Annotated in this window: 23 protein-coding genes and 1 tRNA gene; 16 read left to right on the top strand and 8 right to left on the bottom strand. The window is 32.7% G+C overall.

Going from position 1 to position 25,392, the window contains the following annotated elements; translation table 11 throughout:
* Nucleotides 1-23: 23 nt before the first annotated feature.
* Nucleotides 24-767 carry a hypothetical protein gene (locus OD803_RS09965; protein ID WP_262733296.1) on the top strand — a complete coding sequence of 248 codons (744 nt, stop codon included), beginning with the start codon at nucleotides 24-26 and terminating at the stop codon, nucleotides 765-767.
* 12 nt (nucleotides 768-779) lie between these two features.
* On the opposite strand, the gene OD803_RS09970 is transcribed toward OD803_RS09965, so the two are convergent.
* From OD803_RS09970 to OD803_RS09980, 3 genes are all read right to left on the bottom strand, one after another.
* The gene (locus tag OD803_RS09970) at nucleotides 780-2,381 is read right to left on the bottom strand and encodes a S41 family peptidase (RefSeq protein ID WP_262733297.1); all 1,602 of its coding nucleotides are present in this window, start codon (nucleotides 2,379-2,381) and stop codon (nucleotides 780-782) included.
* Nucleotides 2,381-2,812: a deoxycytidylate deaminase gene (locus OD803_RS09975; protein ID WP_262733298.1), complete on the bottom strand. Its 432-nt coding sequence runs from the start codon at nucleotides 2,810-2,812 to the stop codon at nucleotides 2,381-2,383. The genes OD803_RS09970 and OD803_RS09975 overlap by 1 nt, the downstream gene beginning before the upstream one ends.
* A gap of 110 nt (nucleotides 2,813-2,922) precedes the next feature.
* Nucleotides 2,923-3,513: a HupE/UreJ family protein gene (locus tag OD803_RS09980; RefSeq protein ID WP_262733299.1), complete on the bottom strand. Its 591-nt coding sequence runs from the start codon at nucleotides 3,511-3,513 to the stop codon at nucleotides 2,923-2,925.
* A gap of 121 nt (nucleotides 3,514-3,634) precedes the next feature.
* On the opposite strand from OD803_RS09980, the gene OD803_RS09985 reads away from it, so the two are divergent.
* Nucleotides 3,635-4,897, top strand: coding sequence for a Y-family DNA polymerase (locus OD803_RS09985; protein WP_262733300.1), 1,263 nt, complete (start codon nucleotides 3,635-3,637; stop codon nucleotides 4,895-4,897).
* Entirely contained in the window at nucleotides 4,888-5,337 is a 450-nt protein-coding gene (locus OD803_RS09990) for a LexA family protein (RefSeq protein WP_131508755.1), read from the top strand. Before OD803_RS09985 ends, OD803_RS09990 begins: the two co-directional genes overlap by 10 nt.
* A 37-nt stretch (nucleotides 5,338-5,374) precedes the next feature.
* Here OD803_RS09990 and OD803_RS09995 read toward each other — a convergent pair.
* Nucleotides 5,375-5,456 (bottom strand) — tRNA-Leu (locus OD803_RS09995).
* A 145-nt stretch (nucleotides 5,457-5,601) separates the two neighbouring features.
* Between OD803_RS09995 and OD803_RS10000 the strand changes: the two genes are divergently transcribed.
* The 3 genes from OD803_RS10000 (at nucleotide 5,602) to pth (ending at nucleotide 7,979) form a co-directional block, all read left to right on the top strand.
* Nucleotides 5,602-6,543 carry a ribose-phosphate pyrophosphokinase gene (locus OD803_RS10000; protein WP_129760882.1) on the top strand — a complete coding sequence of 314 codons (942 nt, stop codon included), beginning with the start codon at nucleotides 5,602-5,604 and terminating at the stop codon, nucleotides 6,541-6,543.
* Nucleotides 6,544-6,633: 90 nt separating this feature from the next.
* A complete protein-coding gene (locus OD803_RS10005; protein WP_262733301.1) occupies nucleotides 6,634-7,269 on the top strand; it encodes a 50S ribosomal protein L25/general stress protein Ctc in 636 nt (211 codons plus the stop codon).
* A gap of 77 nt (nucleotides 7,270-7,346) precedes the next feature.
* On the top strand, nucleotides 7,347-7,979 hold the full coding sequence (pth, locus tag OD803_RS10010; RefSeq protein WP_131508746.1) for an aminoacyl-tRNA hydrolase: 633 nt from the start codon (nucleotides 7,347-7,349) through the stop codon (nucleotides 7,977-7,979).
* Between the two features lie 48 nt (nucleotides 7,980-8,027).
* Here the strand turns inward: pth and OD803_RS10015 are convergent, their stop codons facing one another.
* Nucleotides 8,028-11,381 (bottom strand): zinc-dependent metalloprotease, encoded by a 3,354-nt coding sequence (locus OD803_RS10015; protein ID WP_262733302.1) that lies wholly within the window; start codon nucleotides 11,379-11,381, stop codon nucleotides 8,028-8,030.
* 83 nt (nucleotides 11,382-11,464) lie between these two features.
* Entirely contained in the window at nucleotides 11,465-13,507 is a 2,043-nt protein-coding gene (locus OD803_RS10020) for a zinc-dependent metalloprotease (protein WP_262733303.1), read from the bottom strand.
* A gap of 202 nt (nucleotides 13,508-13,709) precedes the next feature.
* Here OD803_RS10020 and OD803_RS10025 point away from each other — a divergent pair, with 202 nt between their 5' ends.
* The 9 genes from OD803_RS10025 (at nucleotide 13,710) to mgtE (ending at nucleotide 22,965) form a co-directional block, all read left to right on the top strand.
* Entirely contained in the window at nucleotides 13,710-14,630 is a 921-nt protein-coding gene (locus OD803_RS10025; RefSeq protein WP_131508740.1) for a bifunctional riboflavin kinase/FAD synthetase, read from the top strand.
* Nucleotides 14,631-15,944: an HTTM domain-containing protein gene (locus tag OD803_RS10030; protein ID WP_262733304.1), complete on the top strand. Its 1,314-nt coding sequence runs from the start codon at nucleotides 14,631-14,633 to the stop codon at nucleotides 15,942-15,944.
* Between the two features lie 45 nt (nucleotides 15,945-15,989).
* The gene (gene serS, locus OD803_RS10035; RefSeq protein ID WP_262733305.1) at nucleotides 15,990-17,258 is read left to right on the top strand and encodes a serine--tRNA ligase; all 1,269 of its coding nucleotides are present in this window, start codon (nucleotides 15,990-15,992) and stop codon (nucleotides 17,256-17,258) included.
* A gap of 434 nt (nucleotides 17,259-17,692) precedes the next feature.
* Nucleotides 17,693-19,468 (top strand): tetratricopeptide repeat protein, encoded by a 1,776-nt coding sequence (locus tag OD803_RS10040; RefSeq protein ID WP_262733306.1) that lies wholly within the window; start codon nucleotides 17,693-17,695, stop codon nucleotides 19,466-19,468.
* An 8-nt stretch (nucleotides 19,469-19,476) separates the two neighbouring features.
* Nucleotides 19,477-19,884, top strand: a complete 408-nt coding sequence (locus OD803_RS10045) for a hypothetical protein (RefSeq protein ID WP_262733307.1) — start codon at nucleotides 19,477-19,479, stop codon at nucleotides 19,882-19,884.
* A complete protein-coding gene (locus tag OD803_RS10050; RefSeq protein ID WP_262733308.1) occupies nucleotides 19,881-20,393 on the top strand; it encodes a GNAT family N-acetyltransferase in 513 nt (170 codons plus the stop codon). Before OD803_RS10045 ends, OD803_RS10050 begins: the two co-directional genes overlap by 4 nt.
* A 51-nt stretch (nucleotides 20,394-20,444) precedes the next feature.
* Nucleotides 20,445-20,768, top strand: coding sequence for a DUF4286 family protein (locus tag OD803_RS10055; protein ID WP_129760873.1), 324 nt, complete (start codon nucleotides 20,445-20,447; stop codon nucleotides 20,766-20,768).
* A gap of 4 nt (nucleotides 20,769-20,772) precedes the next feature.
* Entirely contained in the window at nucleotides 20,773-21,552 is a 780-nt protein-coding gene (gene rsmA, locus OD803_RS10060) for a 16S rRNA (adenine(1518)-N(6)/adenine(1519)-N(6))-dimethyltransferase RsmA (protein ID WP_262733309.1), read from the top strand.
* A gap of 42 nt (nucleotides 21,553-21,594) precedes the next feature.
* A complete protein-coding gene (gene mgtE / locus OD803_RS10065) occupies nucleotides 21,595-22,965 on the top strand; it encodes a magnesium transporter (protein WP_262733310.1) in 1,371 nt (456 codons plus the stop codon).
* Here mgtE and OD803_RS10070 read toward each other — a convergent pair.
* Complete coding sequence (locus tag OD803_RS10070; protein ID WP_262733311.1) at nucleotides 22,962-23,483, bottom strand: porin family protein; 522 nt, start codon at nucleotides 23,481-23,483, stop codon at nucleotides 22,962-22,964. The two genes, mgtE and OD803_RS10070, sit on opposite strands and share 4 nt — an antisense overlap.
* Complete coding sequence (locus OD803_RS10075; RefSeq protein WP_262733312.1) at nucleotides 23,483-24,262, bottom strand: hypothetical protein; 780 nt, start codon at nucleotides 24,260-24,262, stop codon at nucleotides 23,483-23,485. The genes OD803_RS10070 and OD803_RS10075 overlap by 1 nt, the downstream gene beginning before the upstream one ends.
* A gap of 191 nt (nucleotides 24,263-24,453) precedes the next feature.
* Between OD803_RS10075 and OD803_RS10080 the strand changes: the two genes are divergently transcribed.
* Nucleotides 24,454-25,389: a 2-hydroxyacid dehydrogenase gene (locus OD803_RS10080; protein WP_262733313.1), complete on the top strand. Its 936-nt coding sequence runs from the start codon at nucleotides 24,454-24,456 to the stop codon at nucleotides 25,387-25,389.
* Nucleotides 25,390-25,392: the final 3 nt, after the last annotated feature.

Below are 25,392 nucleotides of genomic sequence, written 5' to 3' on the forward strand. Positions count from 1 at the left end.
ATCTCATTAGTAAAATAATATAAATGAAACTTTTTTTATACGGTATTTTTTTCCCTTCTATTTTATTTGCTCAAAATACTAGAACTATTCTTAAAAAAGATATAGAGTTTGTAATCGTAAATGAAATTACTGATAAAAACAGATTTGATACTTCAATAAATAAATTAGCTGAAAAAATAGACTCATTATTAGTTATAAGAGATGGTATAAATGAATGGTCGAACACTAATGTGCCAACTTTAAAACTATACTTTGACCCTAGAGCAGGAAATAACACTTCACCTGTAAAACTAAGATATAATTACTCTCACAAAAAAGTTGAGGTAATGCTTTACAAAAAAAGTAAAGAGCTAGAAAATTTTAAAATCATCAATTCTCTTAAAGAAACATATGATTTATATTCATCAAAAGACTCAACCTTAATTGGCAAGAATCTAAAATATAGATTTAATAATTCTAAAGATTATAATATTATAGAATATAGGGATAGTATTAAAACCATTCATGGTTTTAATTGTTTTAAAGTAATTATAAAAGAGTTAGACAAAAGAAGTTTTAATGATATCGATTTTCAAGAGGTTTTACCTAATTCATTTATTTACAAAGAGATGTACGTTACTGATGAATTCAACAGTATATATTACCCCTTAACTATTAACAAAAATGTTTTAAATGAATACTTCCCCTTGGAAGTGAAAATCTACTCAGATATTTTAAAAGGAAAAGTGACTTTACTTACTACACAAACTATTACTGAACAGCCTTAGAAGTAAAAAACACTACATTTGGTTTTCATCTTCACTAAGTTTAATCACTTCTAAAATCATTTCATCCTTTTCATTTATAATTTGCTCACTGGCATTTCCACCATATAATTGGTCTGCTAAGTCTGCTTTTATAAGTTGCTTCATTGCATCATGATACGCTACAAATGTGATTTTAGTACGCTCTTTTAGGTTTAGATAATCCTGAAACTTTATAACAATGTCATCGCTTACTTCAAAATTGGCTATAAAATCGTCTTTAGTTACGCTTTCATAAACGCTTCGATCTCTATCTAATTCTTCAAACACAAAATTACTTATGTAACCTCTACGTCTTATGTAGTTTAAAGTTTCGTTTTGAATACTAGTATCTAGTGGCACAAAAATATCAGGAATAATACCTCCTCCACCATATACCACTTTTCCGTTAGGTGTTGTAAATTTTAAAGAATCGGCAACCTTTATATTTTCTTGTTCACTCAACTCTCCACTACTTAAACGCTTGTAATAATCGTTATAGTAATCGTCACTATTGCCATTATGATATGGTCGTTGTATAGAACGACCTGTAGGTGTGTAATATCTTGAAACCGTTAAGCGCACAGCACTACCATCTCCTAAAGCCATTTCACGTTGTACCAGTCCTTTTCCATAAGAACGACGACCAACAATGGTTCCTTTGTCATTATCTTGTAAGGCTCCTGCAACTATCTCGCTTGCTGAGGCTGAGTTTTCATTAATAAGAATATAGACTTCGCCTTCTTCAAAATCGCCTCTTCGCGTAGCGTAACTTTTCTCAATTTTTCCTGATTTGTTTTTAGTAAACAAAATCAGTTTATCATCTTCTAAAAACTCATCTATAATTTGTTCAGCAACTCCAAGAAAACCTCCTGGATTATCTCTTAAATCTAATGCCAGTTGGGTTGCTCCTTGATTTTGTAGTTTATCTAATGCTTTTTTAAATTCTTTGTAGGTAGACTCTGCAAAACGATTGATTTTTATATAACCCAATTTGTTAGTAAGCATATAGGCTGCATCAACACTTTTAATAGGAATATCGGTTCGTTTTACAGTAAAATCTAGAAGTTCATCCTCTCCTTTTCTTAAAACTTTTAAATGGACTTTGGTGTTTTTCTCGCCTTTAAGTTTTTCAATAATAGCTTCATTACTCCATTCTCTTCCAAAAATAGAATCGCCATCAGCCATAATAATTCGGTCACCACCTTTTATTCCTGCTTTTTCACTCGGACCTCCTTCGGTTGGTCTTATTACTGTAACAGTGTCTTTATAAGTATAAAAACTCACACCTATACCAATAAAATCACCTTTCATGTTTTCGGTAACACGTTGTAATTCGCTTTTTGGAATATAAGTAGAATGTGGATCGAGATTGTCTAAAATCCCATTTACAGTTACATCAACAATACTATCAGTATTTACCTCGTCAACATACTCATAATCAATATAGTCTATTAACCTGTTGAGTTTGTCTTTTTTACTGTTTGATGTAAATAATCTATCTGAAGTATCTGTAAAGTTTAATTTGCCTCCAATAAAAACACCTGCTGCAACAGCAACACCTATAATAAGTGGTATGTATTTTTTCTGAAATGACATTATGCCTTTACATCTTCTATTAATTTCAATTCAATTCCTGCTTTTTCTAAAAACTTTAAACCTGAATCATCTTTATATGCAGCACTATACACTACTCTAACAATACCTGCTTGATGAATAAGTTTACTACACTCTTTGCATGGTGACAACGTAATGTAAAGTGTTGCTCCTTTACAAGATTGTGTTGATGCTGCTACTTTTAAAATAGCATTGGCTTCGGCATGTAATACATACCATTTTGTGTAGCCTTCATCATCCTCACAGTAATTTTCAAAACCAGTTGGTGTACCATTATAACCATCAGAAATTATCATTCTGTCCTTTACTATTAAAGCGCCTACTTGTTTACGCTTGCAATGTGACAGTTTTCCCCATTCTTTTGCTATTCTAAGATAAGCTTTATCGTATCTTAATTGTTTTTCTTTTGGCATTAATTAATTTGAATTGTGCGTTTAAAATCAAACATTTAACGAATATAAGTGCTTCGCAGTTTAATTTATAATAATTATGCGTTAAAATTTTATCAAAAAAAATATAATTTCTACGAAAATATATTGCTTCGAATAAGCATTGGTATAAGTAATCCAACAACTATAGCAGAAACAACCATAACCCAGTCGCGTTTAGAAAACCTAAAAATGGTTTGACATAAGAATCCTAAAAACACAACAATAAAAGCAACTATAATTTGTCCTACTTCTATACCTAACGAAATCTCTAATGCTGAAAGTAATTTATTATCTGATGCTTTTATAAGAGACTCAAAAGTGCCTACATAACCTAAGCCATGTATTAAACCAAAAAATAACGTTGACAAAAATAGTATCCCAACCTTTTCGTTATGCGCTTTTTTACCTGCTGTAAATACATTATAAAGCGCTACAACAAGTATTATAAGTGGTGTTAAAAAACCAACCAAACTACTGTTAACGCTAATTACATTGTAAGTAGCCAACAGCAAAGAAACAGTATGACCTAAAGTAAAAACTGTTATTAAAAGTAGTATACGTTTCCAGTCCTTAAACAAATAAGGCACTGCTAACACAATTAAAAAAACAATGTGTTCGTAGGCATTTACGTTTAGGATATGGTAAATTCCATGTTGTAAGTTGGACAAAAAATCGTCAAGCATCGTTTATTGTATTTGGGTTAATTCAAAGTTACAATTAATAACGTATCTGCAAAACAAATTTTAACATAACTGACCCACAAAAAATTATAATTATAAAGCCATTTGCATTAATTTTATACACATGTTTGCACTTGTAGATTGTAATAATTTTTATGCCTCTTGCGAACGCGTATTCCAACCTCAATTAAACCATAAGCCTGTTGCAATATTATCAAACAATGATGGCTGTGTAATATCGCGTAGTGATGAAGCCAAAGCGTTGGGTTTACCCATGGGAGCTCCTGCGTTTAAATATGATGCATTTTTTAAAGCAAACAATATTCATGTGTTTTCTTCAAACTATCCATTGTATGGCGACATGAGTAGTCGTGTTATGAAGATATTAGAACAATTTACTCCAGATGTAGAAGTATATAGTATAGACGAAGCCTTTTTACAATTTAAAGGGTTTAAAAACTATGACTTTAATTCCTACGGAAATGACATTAGGCAACGCATATTAAAATGGACAGGAATTCCTACCTGTGTTGGTATTGCACCTACAAAAGCACTTTCTAAAGTAGCCAATAAAATAGCACGAAAATTTCCTAAGCAAACCAAAGGCGTTTATGTTATTGACTCTGAAGAAAAACGCATTAAAGCCTTAAAATGGCTAAAGATTGAAGATGTTTGGGGAATAGGTTACAGGTTGCAAAAACGATTAAAAGCAAAGCAATGTCATACCGCTTTTGATTTCACTCAACTTTCAGATGAATGGGTTAAATCTAATTTTTCAATTACTGAATGGCGATTAAAAAAAGATTTAGAAGGCATCTCTAAAATACCTTTAGAATACAGAGAACCTAAACGCTCTATTGCTACAACCCGAAGTTTTGAATACACCTATTCAGACCTAGAAAACATAAAAGAGCGTATTTCTACATTTGCTACTAGTTGTGCTGAAAAACTCCGAAAACAAAAATCGCGTTGTCATGCAATAATAGTATTACTGAGTAGCGACAGACATAAAAAAGAACTACCACAACATAAAGCGAGCAGAATGGTTGCATTACCCTACCCAACTGATTCCTCGTTAACTATTAGCCAATGTGCTGTAAAAGCAGTTTCTGAAATTTATAAATCTGGAATTAAGTACAAGCGTGCTGGCGTTATTGTTACTGGCTTGGTACCAACTGACAATCATCAACTAGATTTATTTATTCATGAAAATCCAAAACATTCTTCATTAATGCACTCTATTGATGTATTAAACCAAAAATATGAAACCTACAAAATAAAAATAGGTAATCAAGATTTAAAACGCACCTGGAAAATGCGTCAAGAACGATTATCTCCAAGATACACCACAAATATTAACGAAATACTTACTGTAAAATGTCATTAAAATTCTTAACACCAAAAAACGCATTGGAGTTCTACTCTCCTGATGATTCTCACGATTTAGAAGTTGTGCTTGCGCAAACAGGTATTTCTGCTGGATTTCCATCCCCTGCTGATGATTTTAAAGAATTTAAAATAAGTTTAGACAAGACTTTAGTTAAAAACAAAGAAGCTACATTTTATGCTAGAGTAAGTGGTCAATCCATGATTGGTGCAGGATTGGATGATGGCGATTTACTGGTTGTAGACAAAAGTTTAGAACCGCAACACAATAAAATTGCAGTATGTTTTATTGATGGTGAATTTACCGTAAAACGTTTGAGAGTGACTAAAGAAGGGGTTTACCTTCAACCAGAAAACCCTGCTTATGAGCCATTATTAGTAACAAACGATAATGATTTTCAAATTTGGGGAATTGTAACTCATGTGATCAAGAAGCTATAAAAAAGCTCCAAGTTAGTATAAACTTGAAGCTTTTTAGTACTCAAGGTGGGAATCGAACCCACACTTCCGAAGAAACTGGATTTTGAATCCAGCGCGTCTACCAATTCCGCCACTTGAGCAAATTTGGATTGCAAAATTATAAAATAATTCTATACCAACAATCAAAAATAGTGGGTTTTATGCTTTTTCAGTTCAAATAAATTCCTAAATTTGCACCTCATTTAACAAAGGCGATTTAATACGTTACAAAACAATATTTTACAAATGCCAAATGTAAGCACAGAAGCAAAGATTTTTGGATGTACTCAAAGTAAAGAACTTGCTGAGAAAATTGCAGCTAATTTTGGAGTGAAATTAGGTAATGTTATTACATCAACTTACAGCGATGGTGAGTTTCAACCATCATACGAAGAATCAATAAGAGGAACCCGAATTTTTATTATTGGGTCTACACATCCTGGTCCAGAAAATTTAATGGAAATGTTGTTAATGATAGATGCAGCAAAACGTGCATCTGCAAGACACATTACTGCTGTTTTACCTTACTTTGGTTGGGCAAGACAAGACAGAAAAGACAAACCTAGAGTTCCTATTGCTGCAAAATTAGTAGCAAAAATGTTAGAAGCTGCTGGTGCAACACGTATTATTACTATGGACTTGCATGCTGATCAAATTCAAGGATTCTTTGAAAAACCTGTAGATCATTTATTTGCATCTACAATATTTTTACCATATCTAAAAAGCTTAAACCTAGATAACCTAACCATTGCATCTCCTGATATGGGAGGTTCAAAAAGAGCTTATGCTTATTCTAAAGCTTTAGAAAGTGATGTGGTTATCTGTTACAAGCAACGTGCTAAGGCCAATGTTATTTCACATATGGAATTAATTGGAGACGTTACTGGTAAAAATGTTGTTCTTGTAGACGATATGGTAGATACAGCAGGAACGCTAACAAAAGCAGCTGACTTGATGATGGAAAGAGGCGCAAAAAGTGTAAGAGCTATTTGTACACACCCAATTCTATCTGGAAGTGCTTATGAAAAAATAGAAAATTCTAAGTTAGAAGAATTAATTGTTACCGATTCAATCCCTTCTAAACAAGCTTGTGAAAAAGTTAGAATTTTAAGCTGTGCTGAACTTTTTGCTGATGTAATGCAAAATGTACATTACAACAAATCAATTAGTTCCAAATTTGTAATGTAATTTTTAATAATTATATAAATAATGAAAACAAGTTGATTTTTAATCAACGAAGTTTCCATAACACAAATAAGTAATAATAAATAAACAATTATGAAATCAATTACAATCAACGGATCTCAAAGAGAAAGCGTGGGCAAAAAAGCAACAAAAGCCTTACGTAATGCTGGTCAGGTTCCTTGCGTATTATACGGAGGAGATAAACCAGTGCATTTCTCTGCAGATGAATTAGCATTCTCAAAACTGGTTTATACGCCTAACGCGCATACAGTTGTGATTGCTTTAGACAATGGTGACACTTTCGATGCTGTATTACAAGACATCCAGTTTCACCCAGTAACAGATAAAATCTTACACATAGATTTTTACCAGTTATTCCCAGACAAACCAATTACTATGGAAATTCCTGTTCACATTATAGGAACTTCTAGAGGTGTATTAAATGGTGGTGTTCTTAGAAAGAATAATCGTAAGTTAAAAGTAAAAGCTTTACCAGCAAACTTACCAGACTTTTTAGAGGCTGATATTACACCTTTAAAGATTGGTGGTAAATTATATGTAACTGCATTAGCTAGTGATGACTTTACAATCATGCACCCAGACAACACTGTTGTTTGTCAAGTTAAACGTGCAAGAGCATCAGTTATGACTGATGATGAAGATGAAGAAGAACTAGAAGAAGGAGCTGAAGCACCAGCAGCAGAAGGAGAAGCTCCTGCTGAAGCTTAAAAAACTTAATAGTTTAAATTATAAAAAGCATTCTGATAACTCAGGATGCTTTTTTACTTTTACAGAAATTGATAAAAATGTGTAAATTTCTGTTTAACATATTTAAGAAAAAACAAACTTCCTTTAACGAAGAAGAACAAGTAATGAAGAAATTTTTAATAGTTGGATTAGGAAATATTGGTAGCGAGTATGAAAACACACGCCATAACATTGGGTTTAAGATTTTAGATTTTTTAGCAGAAAACGAGTCGCTTACTTTTGAAACTCAAAAATTAGGTGATTTATGCACTTATAAAATTAAGGGCAGACAGTTACTATTATTAAAACCTAACACCTACATGAATTTAAGCGGAAAAGCCATACTATACTGGATGACCAAGGAGAAAATTCCTCTTGAAAATTTGTTAGTTATTACTGATGATTTAAACCTTCCTTTTGGAACACTACGTCTTAAAACAAAAGGTAGTGATGGTGGCCATAACGGATTAAAGGACACTCAAAACAAATTACAAACCACCAAATACAACAGGTTTAGATTTGGAATAAGCGATAGTTTTAGCAAAGGCAAGCAAGTAGATTATGTTTTAGGAGAATGGACAGAAGAAGAATCGACTCAACTAAAAGAACGCTTAGAAAAATCGGTTGAGATTATAAAATCATTTGCTACAGCAGGTGTAAACAATACTATGAATACTTTTAACGGAAAATAAAAAGAGGAGCCGTAAGCTCCTCTTTTTTTATTTCAAACTAAAAAACGACTACTCTACAATAATCTTTTTAGTGGTTTTATTTACACCATCACTTACGGTAACTAAATACATACCTGCTTCTACACTATTTAACCTAATAGTTTGTGTAAAATCAGAAGCGTTAACATAAGAGTTATTAAAAATTCTTCTACCTCTAACATCATAAACACCAATTGTGATATCTCTACCTGAATTTGAATTTAACTTCACTGTAAACTCTCCTTGATTAGGATTAGGGAAAATTGTAAATTCACTTGTAGTAAACTCATCAATTGATAACGAGCCTTCTGTACAAAGCTCTAGAGTAAACTCAGTAATTTGACCTCCATCAAAAAGACCAAAATCATCATCTACTGATAAGGTCCAATCTCCTCCAGACATTTCACCATAAAGTGTAGATAAATCTCCTTCTGGAATAAACGTTCCTGTAAATGGTGATGTTCCACTTGTTATTGGTGTAGATGCTTCTTGATCAAAAACTGTATCAACATAATCATTATCTCCATCTGCACCATTATCTGTTGAAAGTTCAACAGTTGTTCCTGATGGGCTTATTAAAAATATATCTAAATCATTATTCCAGTCGTGTTGAATATTGATGGTTACGTTAACATCAGTAATTGGAGCATCGTTTGCTACGTTAATGATTGATGTGTAATTATCCGTTCCATTACCTGTTTCAAGAATATCTATAGGTAAATCGGTTGCACTATAGAAGTTACATTCAATATTAGCAGTTGTAAAACTAAACACAACCGATGAATTTGCTGTTCCACATAAATTAGATGCTGTAACTCTCCAATAATAAAGTGTGTTAGTTGACAGATTACTTACTGTATAAGATGTGCCTTGTAATGTAGCACTTTCAGTTATTGATGCAAAATTTGCTTCGGTAGAAACCTCAACAAAATATTCTTGTGCATTGTCACTTCCATTCCACATCAAATCTGCTTCTAAACTTACACCTGTTGCACCATCAGAAGGTGATGTAAGTACTGCAGGCGCTACTGTAGCACTATAGACATTCATTTCTAAATTTACAGTTTGAGTTATAGCTCCTGAAACTCCTTCAAGTGTAAAAGGATAATTTCCTGTTGCAAGAGACCCTGTACCACTAATAGTAATTGTACCTGTGGTTCCGTCAGCAATAGCTGAAGTTGGGTTTATCGTTGCACTTGCACCAGCAGGTAGCCCTGTAACACTAAAGTTTGTTGTATCACTAAACCCTAAAAATGTATTGTAAGTAAAAGAATATACTGCATCATTCGGTTGGCAAACATCTAACGAAACCTCATCAACCGTTATAACAAACTCTGACTCCTGAATACTAAACTCTGATGAGTTTACTGCATAAAATATATTATTGTTTCCTTCAACAATTACTCTTGCAGTTGAAGTATCTCCTCCTGTTAAAGGAACAGTAATATCATGTGATCCATCATTTGGCACATCAGAAGCTAAAGTATAAGGAAACGTTTGCCCACCATCAACAGATAATAAAATATTTACTGTTGGTGTATTTACAGAACCTGCATCAGTTCCTGCAACATTCCAGGTAACAGTTTGAGTTGAACCAGCATCCCAAGTAACATTTGAATCTTGAGATGTAACTGTAAAAGGCCCTGAACTTCCATCAACTGTAACTGTCATGGTATCGTAACTTGTTTGAGGTGTCTGCCCAACTCCTCCAGTTTCTTGTCGGTCTCTAACAGTTAAAGCAAAGTTTAAGTTTCTTCCTACAGTAGAAACAGTTTCCCAAGTTGTATTATCTATAGATTCAACAGGGTTGCTCTCGGTAAGTTCACCGTCTAAAACTCTTTGAAGAATTGGCATATAACGATTAGGAGATGTACTAGGAGGTCTTGATCTCCAAAGTGCTCCAGTAGTTTTAGTAGGTCCAAAATTGCTTGATGTTGTTACACCATTATCAATTTGCTCCCAAGTATAGGTTAATATATCTCCTCCATCAGGGTCAGTAGCACTTCCTTTTAAAATAAATGCTGTTCCTTGAGGAATTGTATAATTAGTTCCTGCATTAGCTACAGGCGGATTATTAGTAATGTTTGTTGTTACTGCACAATTATTTGGAGCAGACGAAACATTAGTCAAAATTTGATTAATTGAAAAATAATGGAAGTAAGGGTCGCTATGATCCTGAACATCATTAGCTCCTGTTATACCAGCGTAACCCATAATTGTTGTACCACTTCCTGGTTCGGCATTTACTCCAGTACCTTCAGATCCATATGAAAAAGTATGATTAGCTCCCATTTGATGACCAATTTCATGTGGTACATAGTCAATGTCAAAAAAATCAGACATGTATGGACCTCCATCATTATCTAAAAACGAATGCGAAGAAAACCCACTACCTTTTCCACTTTCACAAACACAGCCGATACAACCTGCATTACCATTATTTCCACCATAATGTAATAAGTGACCTATATCATAATCAGACTCACCAACTGTTGCTGTTAAATTTGTTTGTAAACCTCCATTTAAGTCACTACCATAAGGGTCAGGGAAAGTAGGTGAATAAATAAGATCTAATGCAGGATCATCTACAGTATCAACCAATAGAAATGTAATAGCCATATCTACTTCAAACACTTCATTAGTTCTATTTAAAGTTGATACCATTTGAGCTAATGCATCTTCTCTATCAATACCATTGGCGTCATTTCCATCATCCCAAAAGCTAGTATACTCTTGAGTAACTGAAACAGCTATTCTAAAAGTTCTTAACAACTGGTCATTAGCGTCTCTTGCTAACAATGTATTCATAGTCTCTCTAGAAGATAAATGAAGGTCTTCTGTTAAACATTCAAATGCATTATTAACAGTTGTTTCATTTCTTGCACTTCTGTTATATACAAGGTATTGTCCGTTTGAAACCTTAGTTACTGGTTGAATAAAGTAAGTTTCCTTTCCTGGTTCAGAAACCATTGCATTAAAGCCTAAAGGTGTAACACTAAAACGAATTCGAGTACCTGAATTATCAAGCCTAGAACCCAAATAAGTTTTTATATTTTTATGAAGACTAGCATTATCTTGTGAAGAAAAGATTGCTGTTTCAACAACTCTAAACTGTTGCAAATTACCTGAAACATCAGGAAAATAAACCACTGTATTTGATATCCCACTGTATTCACTTCTTAATGGTGCATCAACAAGTTTTGATTTCAAAGATTCTATATCTAGCTGAAAAATGCTAAAATTATCTTTGTCTAAATTTTCGAGACTGACGTCTTCTACTTTTCTAACTTCTTTTAATTGCTGCCACTCGTTATTTTGAGCAGACAACATTAATGGTAACAATAAGAAGAAAAGGGCTTTGATGGAAAGTAATTTTATTCTCATAATATTGAAAATTTTATTTACGTAAAGGTATTAAACAAAAAGAGAGACGTTAGTGTCTCTCTTTTTTATAAATCCTTAAATTATTATTCTACAATAATCTTTTTAGTTATTTTCTTAGCTCCATCACTTACGGTTACTAAGTACATACCTGCCTCTACACTATTAAGCTTAATAGATTGAGAGAAATCAGAATTATTTCTAGAATAAGAGTTGTTAAATATTTTTCTTCCTCTAATATCAAAAACATCAACAGCGATGTCGTTTCCTGAGTTTGAGTTTAATTTGATAGTAAACTCACCATTGTTTGGATTAGGGAAAATTGAGAACTCATTAGCTGAAAACTCATCTACGCTAAGTTGTTGTTCTGAACAAATTTCAATTGACCAATTATTTAATGTGCCCTCATCTCCTGCAAAATAGTCTAACATAATCAATGTCCAATCTCCTTGAGATTCTAACCCAGAAAAAGCACTTAATGCTTGAGCAGGCTGAAAAGTTCCTACAGTAGGAGAACCACAAGTAATAGCACTAGCTTCATCGTCAAAAGTCACATCAAAGTCATCGTTATTACCACAGTTTAAATTCCATAGATAGATAAAATCTGTTTGATTAGGGTGAAGTAAAACAGCTCTTACATCAGAAACATAAGTATGAGAAACATTTACATTCACTGTCATACTTTCTATTAATCCTGAATCAGGAATATTAATTACATGCTCTAAAATTGGTTGACCAGCGGAACCACCAGCACCATCTGTTATTGTTAAATTCAAGTTTGGAGCTGACTCATATGTATTACACTGTATTTCTGTACAATTATTATTTAAAACAACGTCAAAACTCTTAGTTACTGAACTAGAAGTTCCCGTAACAGTTATTGTATAATCTCCTTGAGCAGTCATTCCTAAGTTACCAATAGTCATAGTAAAACTCCCATTACTATTTAATGACGTTGGGCTAAAGGCTACACTTGCTCCAGCAGGAACGCCAGAAGCAGAAAAAGTTGTAGTCTCATTAAAATCTAAAATTGTTGAATAATTAAACGTAAATACAGCTTCTGTGTCTGTATTTGGACAACTGAATATTTCATTATCTGTTGTTGCTAAATTAAAACCTGGTGTAGCTGGCTCACAAACTCCTGGTTTTATTTGAGATGCTAAAACACTTGAAACATATGCATCCACAACATTCATTTGATCTGGTGTAAACATATACATACAAGCATCGTTAACATAATCCATATAATTCATCGTTAATGAATATTGACCTGGTGTACAAGCATTCACTGATCCAGCTGGTGGACAGTTATAAGATTCTGTGTCAATATTTGGCGTATCGGCAAGCCCATCATCACCTGTACATGTAAAGTCCGCAAATGTATGATTTAAATTATAAAAATGCCCTAACTCATGTGTCACTGTTCTACCAAGATTAAAAGGTGCTCCAGGTACAATTCCAGAACCAGGACAACCAGATCCAGTTCCAAAAGTACTAAGATTCATTACAACAGCTCCTCCATTTTCAATACTACCTCCTAATGGTGAATACCCAAGAGTTGTACCATCTAATGGTTTGATCAGAAAATTCATATATCCAGCCCAATTAGAGTCTAACTCTGGAAATCCAGAACCATTTGCAAAGTTATAACCAATAGTAACAGCTGGCTCTCCTTCAAGTAATTCTGGGTCAACTCCAACAGGGTGATCGGAAACTGCTAAACAAAAAGAAATATTTGCCACTCCAGGTTGTAATCCTGGATAAAACGGACTTGCTGCAGTCCAATTAGAAATGTCAGCATTCATTGCTGTATAGTCAGCATTTAAAACATCTACCTGACTTTGAGCCAATGCAACAAGACAGTCTCTATCTGCCTCATTTCCTGTTGGAAAGTGAACAGCTACGGGTATTACTATTGAAGCTCCTCTAGCACTATAGTCTCCATTAGCTCTTCTAGCAAGCTCTGCTTGAAATTTCTTTTGATTTTCTTCATATTTTTTAGCTAACTCAGGGTTTTTGAGCATTTCTTCCATATACTCATCCACTCCACAAGTCCTTTGTTGAGAGTAGCTATTAGCAACACATATTAGCATAAGCATTGCAAAAAGGGATTTAATAGTAAAGTTCATTTTCATATAAATTGTATTAATTAAAAAAGGATAATATCTATAAACATCCTCCAAATTTAATCAAAATCAATTGTTATATTAAGTTTTCTTTAACAAAATGTGATTTTTTAACATAAATAAACTGTAATATTTGTGAAGTTATTACCTTTCATATCTTCCTTTTTATTTCAATGCTTATTAGCTATTTTTACAAAAAAATCTTTTGAAAATATATAATTCCCTAACTTCCTATTCTAAAGCGCCATCAGTACTTACTATTGGCACGTTTGATGGTGTCCATTTAGGACATCAAAAAATAATTAATAGGTTAATAACTGTTGCAAAAGAAAAAAACCTAGAATCTTCATTGCTAACATTCTTTCCGCATCCTAGAATGGTATTGCAAACTCATGCTGATATTAAATTGTTGAATACTATTGATGAGCGCAAAACTATTTTGTCTCAAATTGGTATTGATAATCTTATTATAAAAAAGTTTACTCAAGATTTTTCTAGACTATCAGCAAATGATTATGTAAAGCATATTTTAGTTGATGAATTAAACGTCAAACACGTTATCATTGGTTATGACCATAGGTTTGGAAGAAATAGAAGCGCAAACATTGAAGACCTGAAAGGTTATGGTGCTCAATTTGATTTTGAAGTAGAAGAAATTTCTGTAAAAGACATTGAAGACGTTGCTATCAGTTCAACTAAAATTAGAAATGCCTTAAATAATGGTGATGTTAAAACCGCAAATACGTATTTAGGTTACAATTACTTTTTATCAGGTAACGTTGTAAAAGGAAAACAAATTGGTAGTAAAATAGGATTTCCTACTGCTAATGTTAAAATACCTGAAGATTATAAACTCATCCCAAAAAATGGTGCTTATGTAGTGCAATCTAATATTAACAACACTACAGTTTATGGGATGATGAATATTGGAACCAACCCTACTGTTAATGGAAAAACGCAATCTATTGAAGTACACTTTTTCAATTTTAATGAAGATATTTATGACACTTCAATACAAGTGGAATTAATTGACAGACTTAGAGACGAGCAAAAATTTGATTCGGTTGAATTACTTAAAGAACAACTCAACAAAGACAAAGAAAAAGCATTAACTTTATTTAACTAGATGAATAGGTTTTTATTTAAACATATTGACAACAGTGCATTAATTGTATTCCGAATTATTTTTGGTCTACTTATTTTCTTAGAAAGTGTTGGAGCCATCTTTACTGGTTGGGTAAAACGAACGCTTATTGAACCTGAATTCACTTTTACATTTATAGGGTTTGAATGGTTACAGCCTTTACCAGGAAACTGGATGTATCTCTATTATGCTATTATGGGAATATTTGGCCTTTTTGTAATGATAGGTTATAAATACAGATGGAGCATGTTTGCATTTACCATCATGTGGTCTGCCACTTACTTTATGCAAAAATCGTCTTATAACAATCACTACTACTTATTAATGTTATTGAGTGCCATAATGGTGTTTCAACCTGCGAACACTTACCTTTCTATTGATGCCAAACAAAACCCGAAATTAAAAAGAGGCTCAATGCCACAGTGGTGCAAATATGTATTTGTTATTCAGCTCTTTATTGTGTACACATACGCCTCAATTGCCAAGATATATCCTGATTGGTTAAACACCACTACTATTGAACTCATGATGAAAGCCAAACAACATTTTGTTTTAGTTGGTGATATTTTACAATACAAGTGGTTACACTATATGCTGGCTTATGGAGGCATTTTGTTTGACGGACTTATCATTCCGTTATTGCTATGGAAAAGAACAAGGAAATTTGCGTTTATCATTTCTATTTTCTTTCATCTGTTCAATTCATTTATTTTCCATGTAGGTATATTTCCATATTTGTCTTTAGCCTTTATTTTGTTCTTTTTTGAGCCTAAAACCATTCAAAATATATTCTTGAAAAAGAAACTGTTTTACAATGAAGGTGAAGTTATCATTCCTAAAGGAAATCAGTTTTATGTAGGATTATTTTCAGTGTATTTTATCATTCAAGTACTATTACCTATTCGTCATCATTTTATTCAAGATAATGTGCTTTGGACCGAAGAAGGTCACAGACTGTCATGGCGAATGATGCTACGCTCAAAAAGTGGGTTTTGCACTTATAAAGTCATTGACAAAAACACTAACAATGTATTACCTGTTAAATTAAACGACTATTTAACCAAAAAACAGCAACGAGGTGCAACCACCAAACCAGATGTCATCTGGCAATTTGCACAACATTTAAAACAAGATTTTGCAAAAAAAGGATTTGACGTGCAAGTCTTTGTAAACTGTAGCATAAGCGTAAATGGAAGACCAAGACAACAGCTTATTGATCCTAATATTGACCTTGCCAATGTAAAATGGGATGTTTTTAAACACAGCTCGTGGATTTTACCTTCAAAACTCGATTAAATGTTTTGGCAATTCATTAAATTTGTCGCTTAAATTTTTCACACCATGTTACAAGTCCCTTTTATTAGAGAAAACAAAGAGTTGGTTATTGAGCGTTTAGCAAAACGTAATATTGATGCTGAACAATCTATAAACGATGTTATTACTTTAGATGAAGACCGAAGAAATCTTCAAGCAACTTTAGATAACTTAAAAGCTGAATCTAATAGTATCTCCAAAGAAATAGGGAACTTGTTTAAATCTGGAAAAGCACAAGAAGCCAATGCTTTAAAAGAAAAAACAACTCAACTTAAAGAAGATACTAAACAATTAGAGCAAGAGCTTAATGATAAAGCTGAAGCACTAAACACTCTTTTATACCAACTACCTAACGTACCTCACAAAAGTGTTCCTAAAGGAAATACTGATGAGGATAACGAAGAGGTTTATAGAGAAGGTGATATTCCAAAATTAGTTGATGGTGCATTACCACATTGGGAATTAGCTAAAAAGTATGACATTATCGATTTTGAATTGGGTAATAAAATTACTGGAGCAGGATTTCCTGTGTATAAAGGTAAAGGTGCAAGATTACAACGTGCGCTTATTGCTTACTTTTTAGATAAAAATACCGAAGCTGGTTATACGGAGTTCCAGTTACCACATTTGGTTAATGAAGCGTCTGGTTTTGGAACAGGACAGTTGCCAGATAAAGAAGGTCAAATGTACCACGTTACTGGTGACAATTTATATTTAATTCCAACTGCTGAAGTTCCTGGAACCAATTTATTTAGAGACACCTTACTTAACGAAAGTGATTTACCAATTGGTATTACAGGCTACACACCTTGCTTTCGTCGTGAAGCAGGAAGTTATGGTGCACACGTTAGAGGGTTAAATCGACTACATCAATTTGATAAAGTTGAAATTTTACGTGTTGAACATCCTGAGCGTTCTTATACAGCTCTAGACGAAATGGTAGAGCATGTAAAAACCATTTTAAAAGAACTGAAATTACCTTACAGAATTTTACGTTTATGTGGTGGTGACTTAGGATTTACATCAGCATTAACCTACGATTTTGAAGTATTCTCAACTGCTCAAGACCGTTGGTTAGAGATTTCTTCAGTATCAAATTTTGAAACCTTTCAAGCAAACCGCTTAAAATTACGTTTTAAAAATTCTGAAGGTAAAAATGAATTAGCACATACCTTAAATGGAAGCTCATTGGCTCTACCAAGAGTGCTTGCAGGAATTTTAGAAAATTACCAAACTGAAGATGGTATAAAAATCCCTGATGTTCTAGTTCCTTATACTGGATTTGATAAAATCTAAAATCTGTAGTATTTTTTCTACAAATTTCGATAAAACGCTAAAAAAAGACGTTGTTTAACGAATTTTTAGCGTTTTCTTTTGTTTTTTCATAAAATTTTTTGATGTTAGTAAAGTATTAAAAGCTAACCTACTTATGAAAAATATCAAACGCATTATAATACTGGTTTCACTGGTCGTTATGGTCAGTAAAATTTTCTTTTAGAATACACCTTTGGTTAACAATAAAAAATGCCAGAGCAGAATAACTGAATCATTTTTTTAAAATAATGGTTAATAGCACATTTATTTTGGTTGGTAATGCCTAAACTTGCGTTTAGGCATTTTTTTTTATCAAAACATTTACAATATCCAAAGCTAGCATTTGTTATATTTACTAAATAATCGAAATAAGCGCACCAAAACCTGTATTTAGGTTGTTTATTTAAATTAGCTTTATGAAGAGGATATTAACTTTTGCCCTAATACTGTGTAGCACTTTAATGCTTGCCCAAAGTGAGCAGTTGGCAAGCGATTATTTTAAACGTGGTGAATTTGAAAAAGCCCTTATTGAATACCAAAAATTATATACTGAAAAACCAAGCACAACTTACCTTTACAAAATAGTTGAAACATTACAACAGCTAGAACGCTATACAGAAGTTCAAAACCTATTGCTCCAACGTTTAGAGAAAAGTTCTTTCCCAACTCTTATGGTTGAATTGGGTTACAACTATCAACTACAAGACAGTATAGAAATTGCAAAAAAATATTATAACGATGCGCTTTTAAAAATCGATGAAAAACCTATTTATACAAGTAGTATTGCTAGACAATTTGAAAATCATTCACTTTTAGATTATGCCATTTCTGCCTATAAAAAAGGTGCTGAACTTAATCCTAAACAAAACTATAACATTCAGCTGGCACGAATTTATGGTGAGCAAGGTAATGTGGAGCAAATGTTTTCTAACTATATAGATTATATAGAAACCAACCCTAGCTTTTTAAATAACTCAAAGCGCGCTTTTAGCGATTTTGTCTCAGAAAACAGCGAAAACGAAAACAACATTTTCTTAAAACGGTTATTACTTAAAAAGCTGCAAACCAATCCTGATGTGTATTGGTATGAGTTACTGAGCTGGTTGTTTGTTCAAGAAAAAGAGTATAACAAATCCTTTACTCAAGAGAAAGCACTTTATAGAAGAAACCCTGAAAGTCTAGACCGAATTATTGAACTTGCACTTACAACTCTAGATGAAAAACAATACAGCATTGCAACCGAAATATTCAATTTTGTATTAGAAAATTCACAAGATATTTCTAGTCTTTTAAGAGCTCATCAATTTTTATTGGAAATAGAAACCATAAATGCTACCAAAAAAGATTTTAATACTATAAACGATAAGTATCTAGCGCTTTTTAATCAATATGGTAGGTATGAGCAAACCCTTTCTTTACAAATTGCTTATGGCGATTTTTTGGCGTTTCACTTACACAAACCTGAAGATGCTAGCAAGTTTTTAAAAGAAATTTTAAACCTTAATGTTTCTGAATTTCAAAAGGCTACTGTAAAGCTAAAACTTGGTGATGTTTTGGTGTATCAAGAAAAATTTAATGAAGCTCTTATTTATTATTCTCAAATACAAGCCAATTTAAAAAACAGTACCATTTCGCAAGATGCACGTTTTAAAGTTGCCAAAACTAGTTATTATAAAGGTGATTTTGATTGGGCTGAATCGCAGCTTAAAATTTTAAAATCATCAACATCGCAGCTTATTGCTAATGATGCTTTAGATTTAAAACTACTTATTTCTGACAATAAATATGAAGATTCTCTACACGTAGCGTTAAAGCTTTATGCAAAAGCAGACCTTATGGCATTTCAAAATAAAACTGATGAAGCCATAACGCTTTTAGACAAGATTCTTACAGAGCATGAAGGTGAAAACATCGAAGGTCAAGCTTTGTTAATGCAAGCACAACTTTTCGAAAAAAAGAAACAGTATGAAAAAGCAACGGTTAACTATCAAAAAATTATAACAGACTTTAGTGACAGTATTTTAATTGACGATGCTTACTATTTTTTAGCTGAACTTTACAATAATATTTTAGGCGAACCCGAAGAAGCTAAAGCACTTTACGAAAAAATCATATTCAATCATCAAGACAGTATTTATTTTGTTGAAGCCAGGAAAAACTTCAGGATGCTACGTGGTGATACTATAAATTGAAATTATAAATGAAAAAAATTGGTTTCTTATTTATAGTGTTTTTAAGTATTAATTCTTTTAGTCAAAATTTAACTTGTAAAGATTTTAAAGAAGGTACTTTCTTTGTTCCTAGTGATTCTGAAACATTAGTTTCTTATAAAATAATACGAAATGGAAATTCTCAAGTTGAGATTGTTATAGACCCTGAATTTGAACAAACAATATATGTGATAATTGAATGGATTGACGATTGTTCATATAGAAGTTTTTATGATACAGAAAAAATGACGTTAAATGATTACCAAAAATTCATTAACGAAAATGATGGCATTTTAACCGAACTAAAAGAAATCAAAGGCAAGTGTTTCTTTTTTAAATCTACTTTATCTGCAAATGATGATATTCAGGTAATAAATGGAAAATTTTGCTCAGAATGATTATAGCTCAAACCAACCGTCTTCAGCTTTCTAAAATCACTTTAGAAGATGCTCCTTTTATACTAGAACTCATGAATTCCCCTCATTGGTTGAAATATATTGGTGACCGAAATGTGAGAACTGTTGCTCAAGCTGAAGACTATTTAAAAGAAAGAACCCTAAAAAGTTATGATACTCATGGATTTGGGTTTTATAAAATTCAGTTAAAAGATGAAAACCTAAAATCAATTGGTACTTGTGGTTTAGTAAAACGCGATGAGTTAGAACATGTAGATATTGGTTTTTCGCTACTTCCTAATTATGAAGGTAAAGGTTATGGGTTTGAAGCGTCTTCTGAAATTATAAAACTTGCCAAAGACCAATTCAAACTAAAAAAAATAACAGCAATCACATTGCCTACTAATACAAATTCAATTAAACTATTAGAAAAATTAGGCTTATCTTATGAAAAAAGAGTAAAACCTTTTGAAGATGATGAAGAACTCCTGTTATTTGCAAAAACACTATAATACAAGTTTTGTCTTTCCGTAACCAGTTCGGAATCCATTAAAATAACAACCATGATAATATACAACGTAACCGTTAATATTGACGAAAGCATACATGAAGAGTGGCTCAATTGGATAAAAAACCACATTGCATTGGTTTTGGCAACAGGTCATTTCACTGAAGCTAAGTTAACCAAAGTACTTATTGAAGAAGAAATGGGAGGCACAACCTACTCCATTCAATATCGTGCAAAATCAAGAACCGATTTAGAAGACTATTACAACAATCATGCTGATGCTTTACGTCAAGACGGACTTAAACGATTTGCAGATAAAATGTTAGCATTTAGAACCGAATTAGAAGTAATCGACGAATTTTCAGTAAGCTTTAATTAATACTATGTCAGTAAAAGCAAAAAAACATTTAGGACAACATTTTTTAACCGACGAATCTATTGCTGAAAAAATAGCTGATAGTTTATCGCTTAAAGGCTATAAACATGTTTTAGAAATTGGTCCAGGAATGGGCGTACTCACTAAATATTTGCTCAAAAAAGACATCACAACCCACGTTATTGAAATTGATACCGAATCGGTTGAATACCTTAAAGCCAATTATCTAAATCTTGCTGATAGAGTTATAGAGCAAGACTTTTTAAAGTACGATATCACACAAGTTTTTGGCGAGCAGCCTTTTGCTATCATAGGTAATTACCCTTACAATATTTCATCACAAATTGTATTCAAAACTTTAGAAATGCGCGACCAAATTCCAGAATTTTCAGGGATGTTTCAAAAAGAAGTTGCGCAACGTATTTGCTCTAAAGAAGGTAGTAAAGTATACGGTATTTTATCTGTTTTAACACAAGCATTTTATAATGCCGAATATTTATTTACAGTTCCACCTTCGGTGTTTAATCCTCCACCAAAAGTAGATTCTGGTGTGCTTTTATTAACAAGAAAAGAAAACTACACCTTGCCATGTGACGAAACTTTATTTTTCAAGGTCGTAAAACAAGGATTTCAACAACGCCGAAAAACACTTCGTAACAGTTTAAAAACATTCAATTTGTCAGATAATTTAAAAGCAAATGTTATATTTGGCAAACGTCCTGAGCAGTTAAGCGTTGAAGAATTTATAACTCTCACGCAATTAATTGAAAACGACACTCAAGAATAACACAATTTGTCACTTCAACAGTGTGCAACGACAAGAAATTTTATGCAAGAGGAAAAAGAGCACATACAATTTGAACTAACAGATGAACTCATCGAGCAAGTAGAGGTTCTTATCGAAGAGAAAAACGATAAGGAACTCAACACGCTTTTTAGTGAGTTTCACTATGCTGATATTGCCGAAGTTTTAGACGAACTAGATCTTGAAGATGCGACTTATGTTATAAAACTTCTTGATTCTGAAACCACGTCTGATGTGTTAATGGAGCTCGATGAAGACAATCGAGAAAAAGTCCTAAAAAATCTTTCTGCTAAAGAAATTGCCGACGAAATTGAAGAGTTGGATACTGATGATGCAGCAGATATTATTGCCGAACTTCCTGAAGAACGTCAAGCCGAAGTAATTTCAAACATTGAAGACCAAGAGCATAAAGCCGAAATTGAAGAACTTTTAGCTTATGACGAAGATACAGCTGGTGGACTCATGGCAAAAGAGCTTGTAAAAGTGTATGAAACCTGGACTGTTGCTGGATGCTTACGTCGCATTCGTGGACAAGCCAAAGAGGTTACAAGAGTACACTCTATATATGTTGTATCAAAACAAAATAAACTTATTGGTAGACTTTCGCTTAAAGATTTAATTGTTGCTAAAAGCGATCAAAAAATTGCTGATATCTCCAACAGCAATGTGGATTGGGTTCATGTACAAGACGATGTTGAAGATGTGGCAAGAGTTATGGCAAAATACGATTTGGAAGCCATTCCTGTTGTAGATGACAATCAAACACTTTTAGGTAGAATTACTATTGATGATATTGTTGACGTTTTAAAAGAAGAAGCCGATAAAGATTACCAGTTGGCAGCAGGTATCTCTCAAGATGTAGACTCTGATGATAGCGTTTGGAAACTTACCAGAGCACGTATACCTTGGTTATTTTTAGGACTTGTTGGTGGTGTTGGAGCCTTTTTAATTATGGAAGGTTTTCACGAAGCGTTTTCAAAATATGCAATCCTATTCTTTTTCACACCACTTATTGCAGCAATGGCTGGTAATGTAGGTGTACAATCTAGCGCAATTATTGTGCAAGGTTTAGCAAATGATGATATAAAAGGAAGTATTAATAGTCGTTTAATGAAAGAAATGCTTTTAGCGGCTCTTAATGGAGTTATTTTGGCTATTTTCTTGTTCCTTTTTGTTTGGGCAACGCAACAAGAAGCCGCAACTGCTTTTGCTATTTCAATTTCGTTAGTTGTAGTAATCATAGTAGCTGGTTTAATAGGAACTTTTGTACCATTATTCCTTGACAAACGTGGTATTGATCCTGCTATTGCAACAGGACCTTTTATCACTACCAGCAATGATATTTTTGGAATCTTAATTTACTTTACCATAGCTAAACTTATTTTAGGGATTTAAAATTTAAAATTTGAACCAAATTTAAACATGCTGGTATTGTAATAAATAATTGAAGGTTTTGTTGAATTTTTCTGAAAAACTGGCAACGAATACCTCGCCTCTAACATAATACTATTATTAACATCATATTGTAGTCCTGTTTCAAGTGACATATTCATACCGTTAGATGTATTGTTTAAAGGCTGTAATGTTGAAAACCCATTATTAATTTCCATATTTAACTTAGAACCAAAAAACACCCTGAAATTTTTATTGAAATTGTGTTTTATAAGTATTGGGACCTCAATAATTTTATAATTATCAACATTAGTATAGAGTAAACCCAACTCTAGGTTTACATTTTTTGACAGCCTATTGGTAATAAAACCACCATTATAAAATTGATAACCAATTAAACCTATTGGTTTTTGAAGTGAATCTGTAAACGTTGTATTTACAATAGTTAAGCTTTTGTTTTCTTTTGTCTGAGAAAAACAACACGCAGTAATTATTAAAAAAACAAATAATATGCTCTTCATTACATTTTAGCTTTTTTATTTTTATTTGCTAAGTAAATAGAAAACTCAATGCCAAAAGAGTTGCCTCTAAAACTAAACTTACCAGATTGGTCAGGAGATTGCTCTAAGTTTGTAAATTCAAAATCACCTTCATACAGCTTTTGAAATGCCATATTATAATATACGTTGGTACGCAGCATCCAACCTTTAAATGGAAAATACATACCAACACCAACCTGACCGTTTAAGTACCATGGCGCTGTGCTTCGGCTATAAACGGCAGTCGCTGAAGTATACTCTGATGAGCTATCTGCTCTAATATTGTGTTGAGAAAAAGTGCTTCCAAACTCTTCACTATACCCAAGGATTAAACCACCATTAAAATTCAATTTTCCAATTTTTGTATTCATAATATATTCACCTATAACAGGTAAATTAAAACGCCATGTGCCTGATCCTTCAACATATAAATGAAGGTCCCTATCAACATTTGGTATTTCACTATTATCTATTTTATACTCTTCAAAGTTTCTAACTAAAAGAGAAGAAACTCCAATTTTGAAATTCCAATTATCCGTTTGCAAAACATCGTAATAAAAACCAAAATGAGGAGAAGTATAGTTTCTAAATGTATATCGTAATGTAATTGGCAAAGGTGTGGTTTCTGCACCATTATAACGTGAGACACCAAACTGAAAACTAAGTTTATAATAGTCGTTGAAAAAAGCTGTATTGTTTTGGCTAAAAACAGTGCTTATAGCTAGAAAAAACATTACAATTATGCAGTAAATTTTATTCATTTTAATTGAGTTTAAAAAATTAAAATAATGTTTATAAATTTGGTGAAATGTTTTTTCAAAAACCAAATTTTTAAAGTTTTTTTAAGCTAAATAATTGTTAATGTGTTTTTTACATAATTTATACCTTACAACATATTGCTATAATTAAATAGTACGGAAAAACCGTAAATTTATTTATTGTAAATTTAAATATGAAAGTCCTACATCTAGATACCAATCACGAGCTTCTCATTAATCAACTTAATGTATTAGGATTTACAAATCATGAAGATTACACGGCATCAAAAACTGATGTTGAAGCAAAAATTCATGAGTATGATGGTATTGTAATAAGAAGTCGTTTTACTATAGATAAGCAGTTTCTTGATGCTGCTACAAACTTAAAGTTTATAGGTCGTGTTGGTGCTGGTTTAGAAAACATAGATTGTGATTATGCCGAAAGTAAAGGCATTTATTTAATTTCAGCACCAGAAGGTAACCGCAATGCTGTTGGCGAACACGCTTTAGGAATGTTACTTTCCTTATTCAACAAGCTCAATAAAGCTGATAACGAAGTACGACATGGTCAATGGTTACGTGAAGCCAACAGAGGTATTGAGCTAGATGGCAAAACCGTTGGACTTATTGGTTATGGCAACATGGGAAAAGCCTTTGCTAAAAAACTTCGTGGGTTTGATGTTGAAGTTCTTTGCTATGATATAAAACCCAATGTTGGCGACAATAACTGTAAACAAGTGTCTCTTGAAACTTTACAAGAAAACGCTGATGTTTTAAGTTTACACACACCACAAACACCACTAACGCTCAATATGGTTAATGCTGATTTTATTAATGGGTTTCAAAAACCGTTTTGGCTCATCAATACAGCACGTGGAAAAAGTGTTGTGACTACCGATTTGGTTTCAGCTTTAAAAAGTGGTAAAATTTTAGGTGCAGGATTAGACGTTTTAGAATATGAAAAAGCCTCTTTTGAAAGCCTATTTTCTTCGGATATGCCAGAGGCATTTCAATACATCATTCAAGCTAAAAATGTATTACTAACACCTCATGTAGCTGGTTGGACAGTTGAAAGCAAAGAAAAACTAGCGCAAACCATCGTTGATAAAATTAAAGCTAGATTTTGTTAACTT

It is taken from the genome of Gaetbulibacter sp. NE, from assembly GCF_025548475.1.
Classification (GTDB): Bacteria; Bacteroidota; Bacteroidia; order Flavobacteriales; family Flavobacteriaceae; genus Gaetbulibacter_B; species Gaetbulibacter_B jejuensis.

Bases quoted from the DNA above. Each gene is read 5' to 3' on its own strand.
- OD803_RS09990 (WP_131508755.1), top strand. From the start codon at position 4,888: ATGTCATTAAAATTCTTAACACCAAAAAACGCATTGGAGTTCTACTCT.
- pth (WP_131508746.1), top strand. From the start codon at position 7,347: ATGTGTAAATTTCTGTTTAACATATTTAAGAAAAAACAAACTTCCTTT.
- OD803_RS09970 (WP_262733297.1), bottom strand. From the start codon at position 2,381: ATGTCATTTCAGAAAAAATACATACCACTTATTATAGGTGTTGCTGTT.
- serS (WP_262733305.1), top strand. From the start codon at position 15,990: ATGTTACAAGTCCCTTTTATTAGAGAAAACAAAGAGTTGGTTATTGAG.
- OD803_RS10070 (WP_262733311.1), bottom strand. From the start codon at position 23,483: ATGAAGAGCATATTATTTGTTTTTTTAATAATTACTGCGTGTTGTTTT.
- OD803_RS10040 (WP_262733306.1), top strand. From the start codon at position 17,693: ATGAAGAGGATATTAACTTTTGCCCTAATACTGTGTAGCACTTTAATG.
- OD803_RS09975 (WP_262733298.1), bottom strand. From the start codon at position 2,812: ATGCCAAAAGAAAAACAATTAAGATACGATAAAGCTTATCTTAGAATA.
- OD803_RS10055 (WP_129760873.1), top strand. From the start codon at position 20,445: ATGATAATATACAACGTAACCGTTAATATTGACGAAAGCATACATGAA.
- OD803_RS10000 (WP_129760882.1), top strand. From the start codon at position 5,602: ATGCCAAATGTAAGCACAGAAGCAAAGATTTTTGGATGTACTCAAAGT.
- OD803_RS10005 (WP_262733301.1), top strand. From the start codon at position 6,634: ATGAAATCAATTACAATCAACGGATCTCAAAGAGAAAGCGTGGGCAAA.
- OD803_RS10020 (WP_262733303.1), bottom strand. From the start codon at position 13,507: ATGAACTTTACTATTAAATCCCTTTTTGCAATGCTTATGCTAATATGT.
- OD803_RS09985 (WP_262733300.1), top strand. From the start codon at position 3,635: ATGTTTGCACTTGTAGATTGTAATAATTTTTATGCCTCTTGCGAACGC.
- rsmA (WP_262733309.1), top strand. From the start codon at position 20,773: ATGTCAGTAAAAGCAAAAAAACATTTAGGACAACATTTTTTAACCGAC.
- OD803_RS10045 (WP_262733307.1), top strand. From the start codon at position 19,477: ATGAAAAAAATTGGTTTCTTATTTATAGTGTTTTTAAGTATTAATTCT.
- OD803_RS10030 (WP_262733304.1), top strand. From the start codon at position 14,631: ATGAATAGGTTTTTATTTAAACATATTGACAACAGTGCATTAATTGTA.
- OD803_RS10080 (WP_262733313.1), top strand. From the start codon at position 24,454: ATGAAAGTCCTACATCTAGATACCAATCACGAGCTTCTCATTAATCAA.
- OD803_RS09980 (WP_262733299.1), bottom strand. From the start codon at position 3,513: ATGCTTGACGATTTTTTGTCCAACTTACAACATGGAATTTACCATATC.
- mgtE (WP_262733310.1), top strand. From the start codon at position 21,595: ATGCAAGAGGAAAAAGAGCACATACAATTTGAACTAACAGATGAACTC.
- OD803_RS10075 (WP_262733312.1), bottom strand. From the start codon at position 24,262: ATGAATAAAATTTACTGCATAATTGTAATGTTTTTTCTAGCTATAAGC.
- OD803_RS09965 (WP_262733296.1), top strand. From the start codon at position 24: ATGAAACTTTTTTTATACGGTATTTTTTTCCCTTCTATTTTATTTGCT.
- OD803_RS10015 (WP_262733302.1), bottom strand. From the start codon at position 11,381: ATGAGAATAAAATTACTTTCCATCAAAGCCCTTTTCTTCTTATTGTTA.
- OD803_RS10050 (WP_262733308.1), top strand. From the start codon at position 19,881: ATGATTATAGCTCAAACCAACCGTCTTCAGCTTTCTAAAATCACTTTA.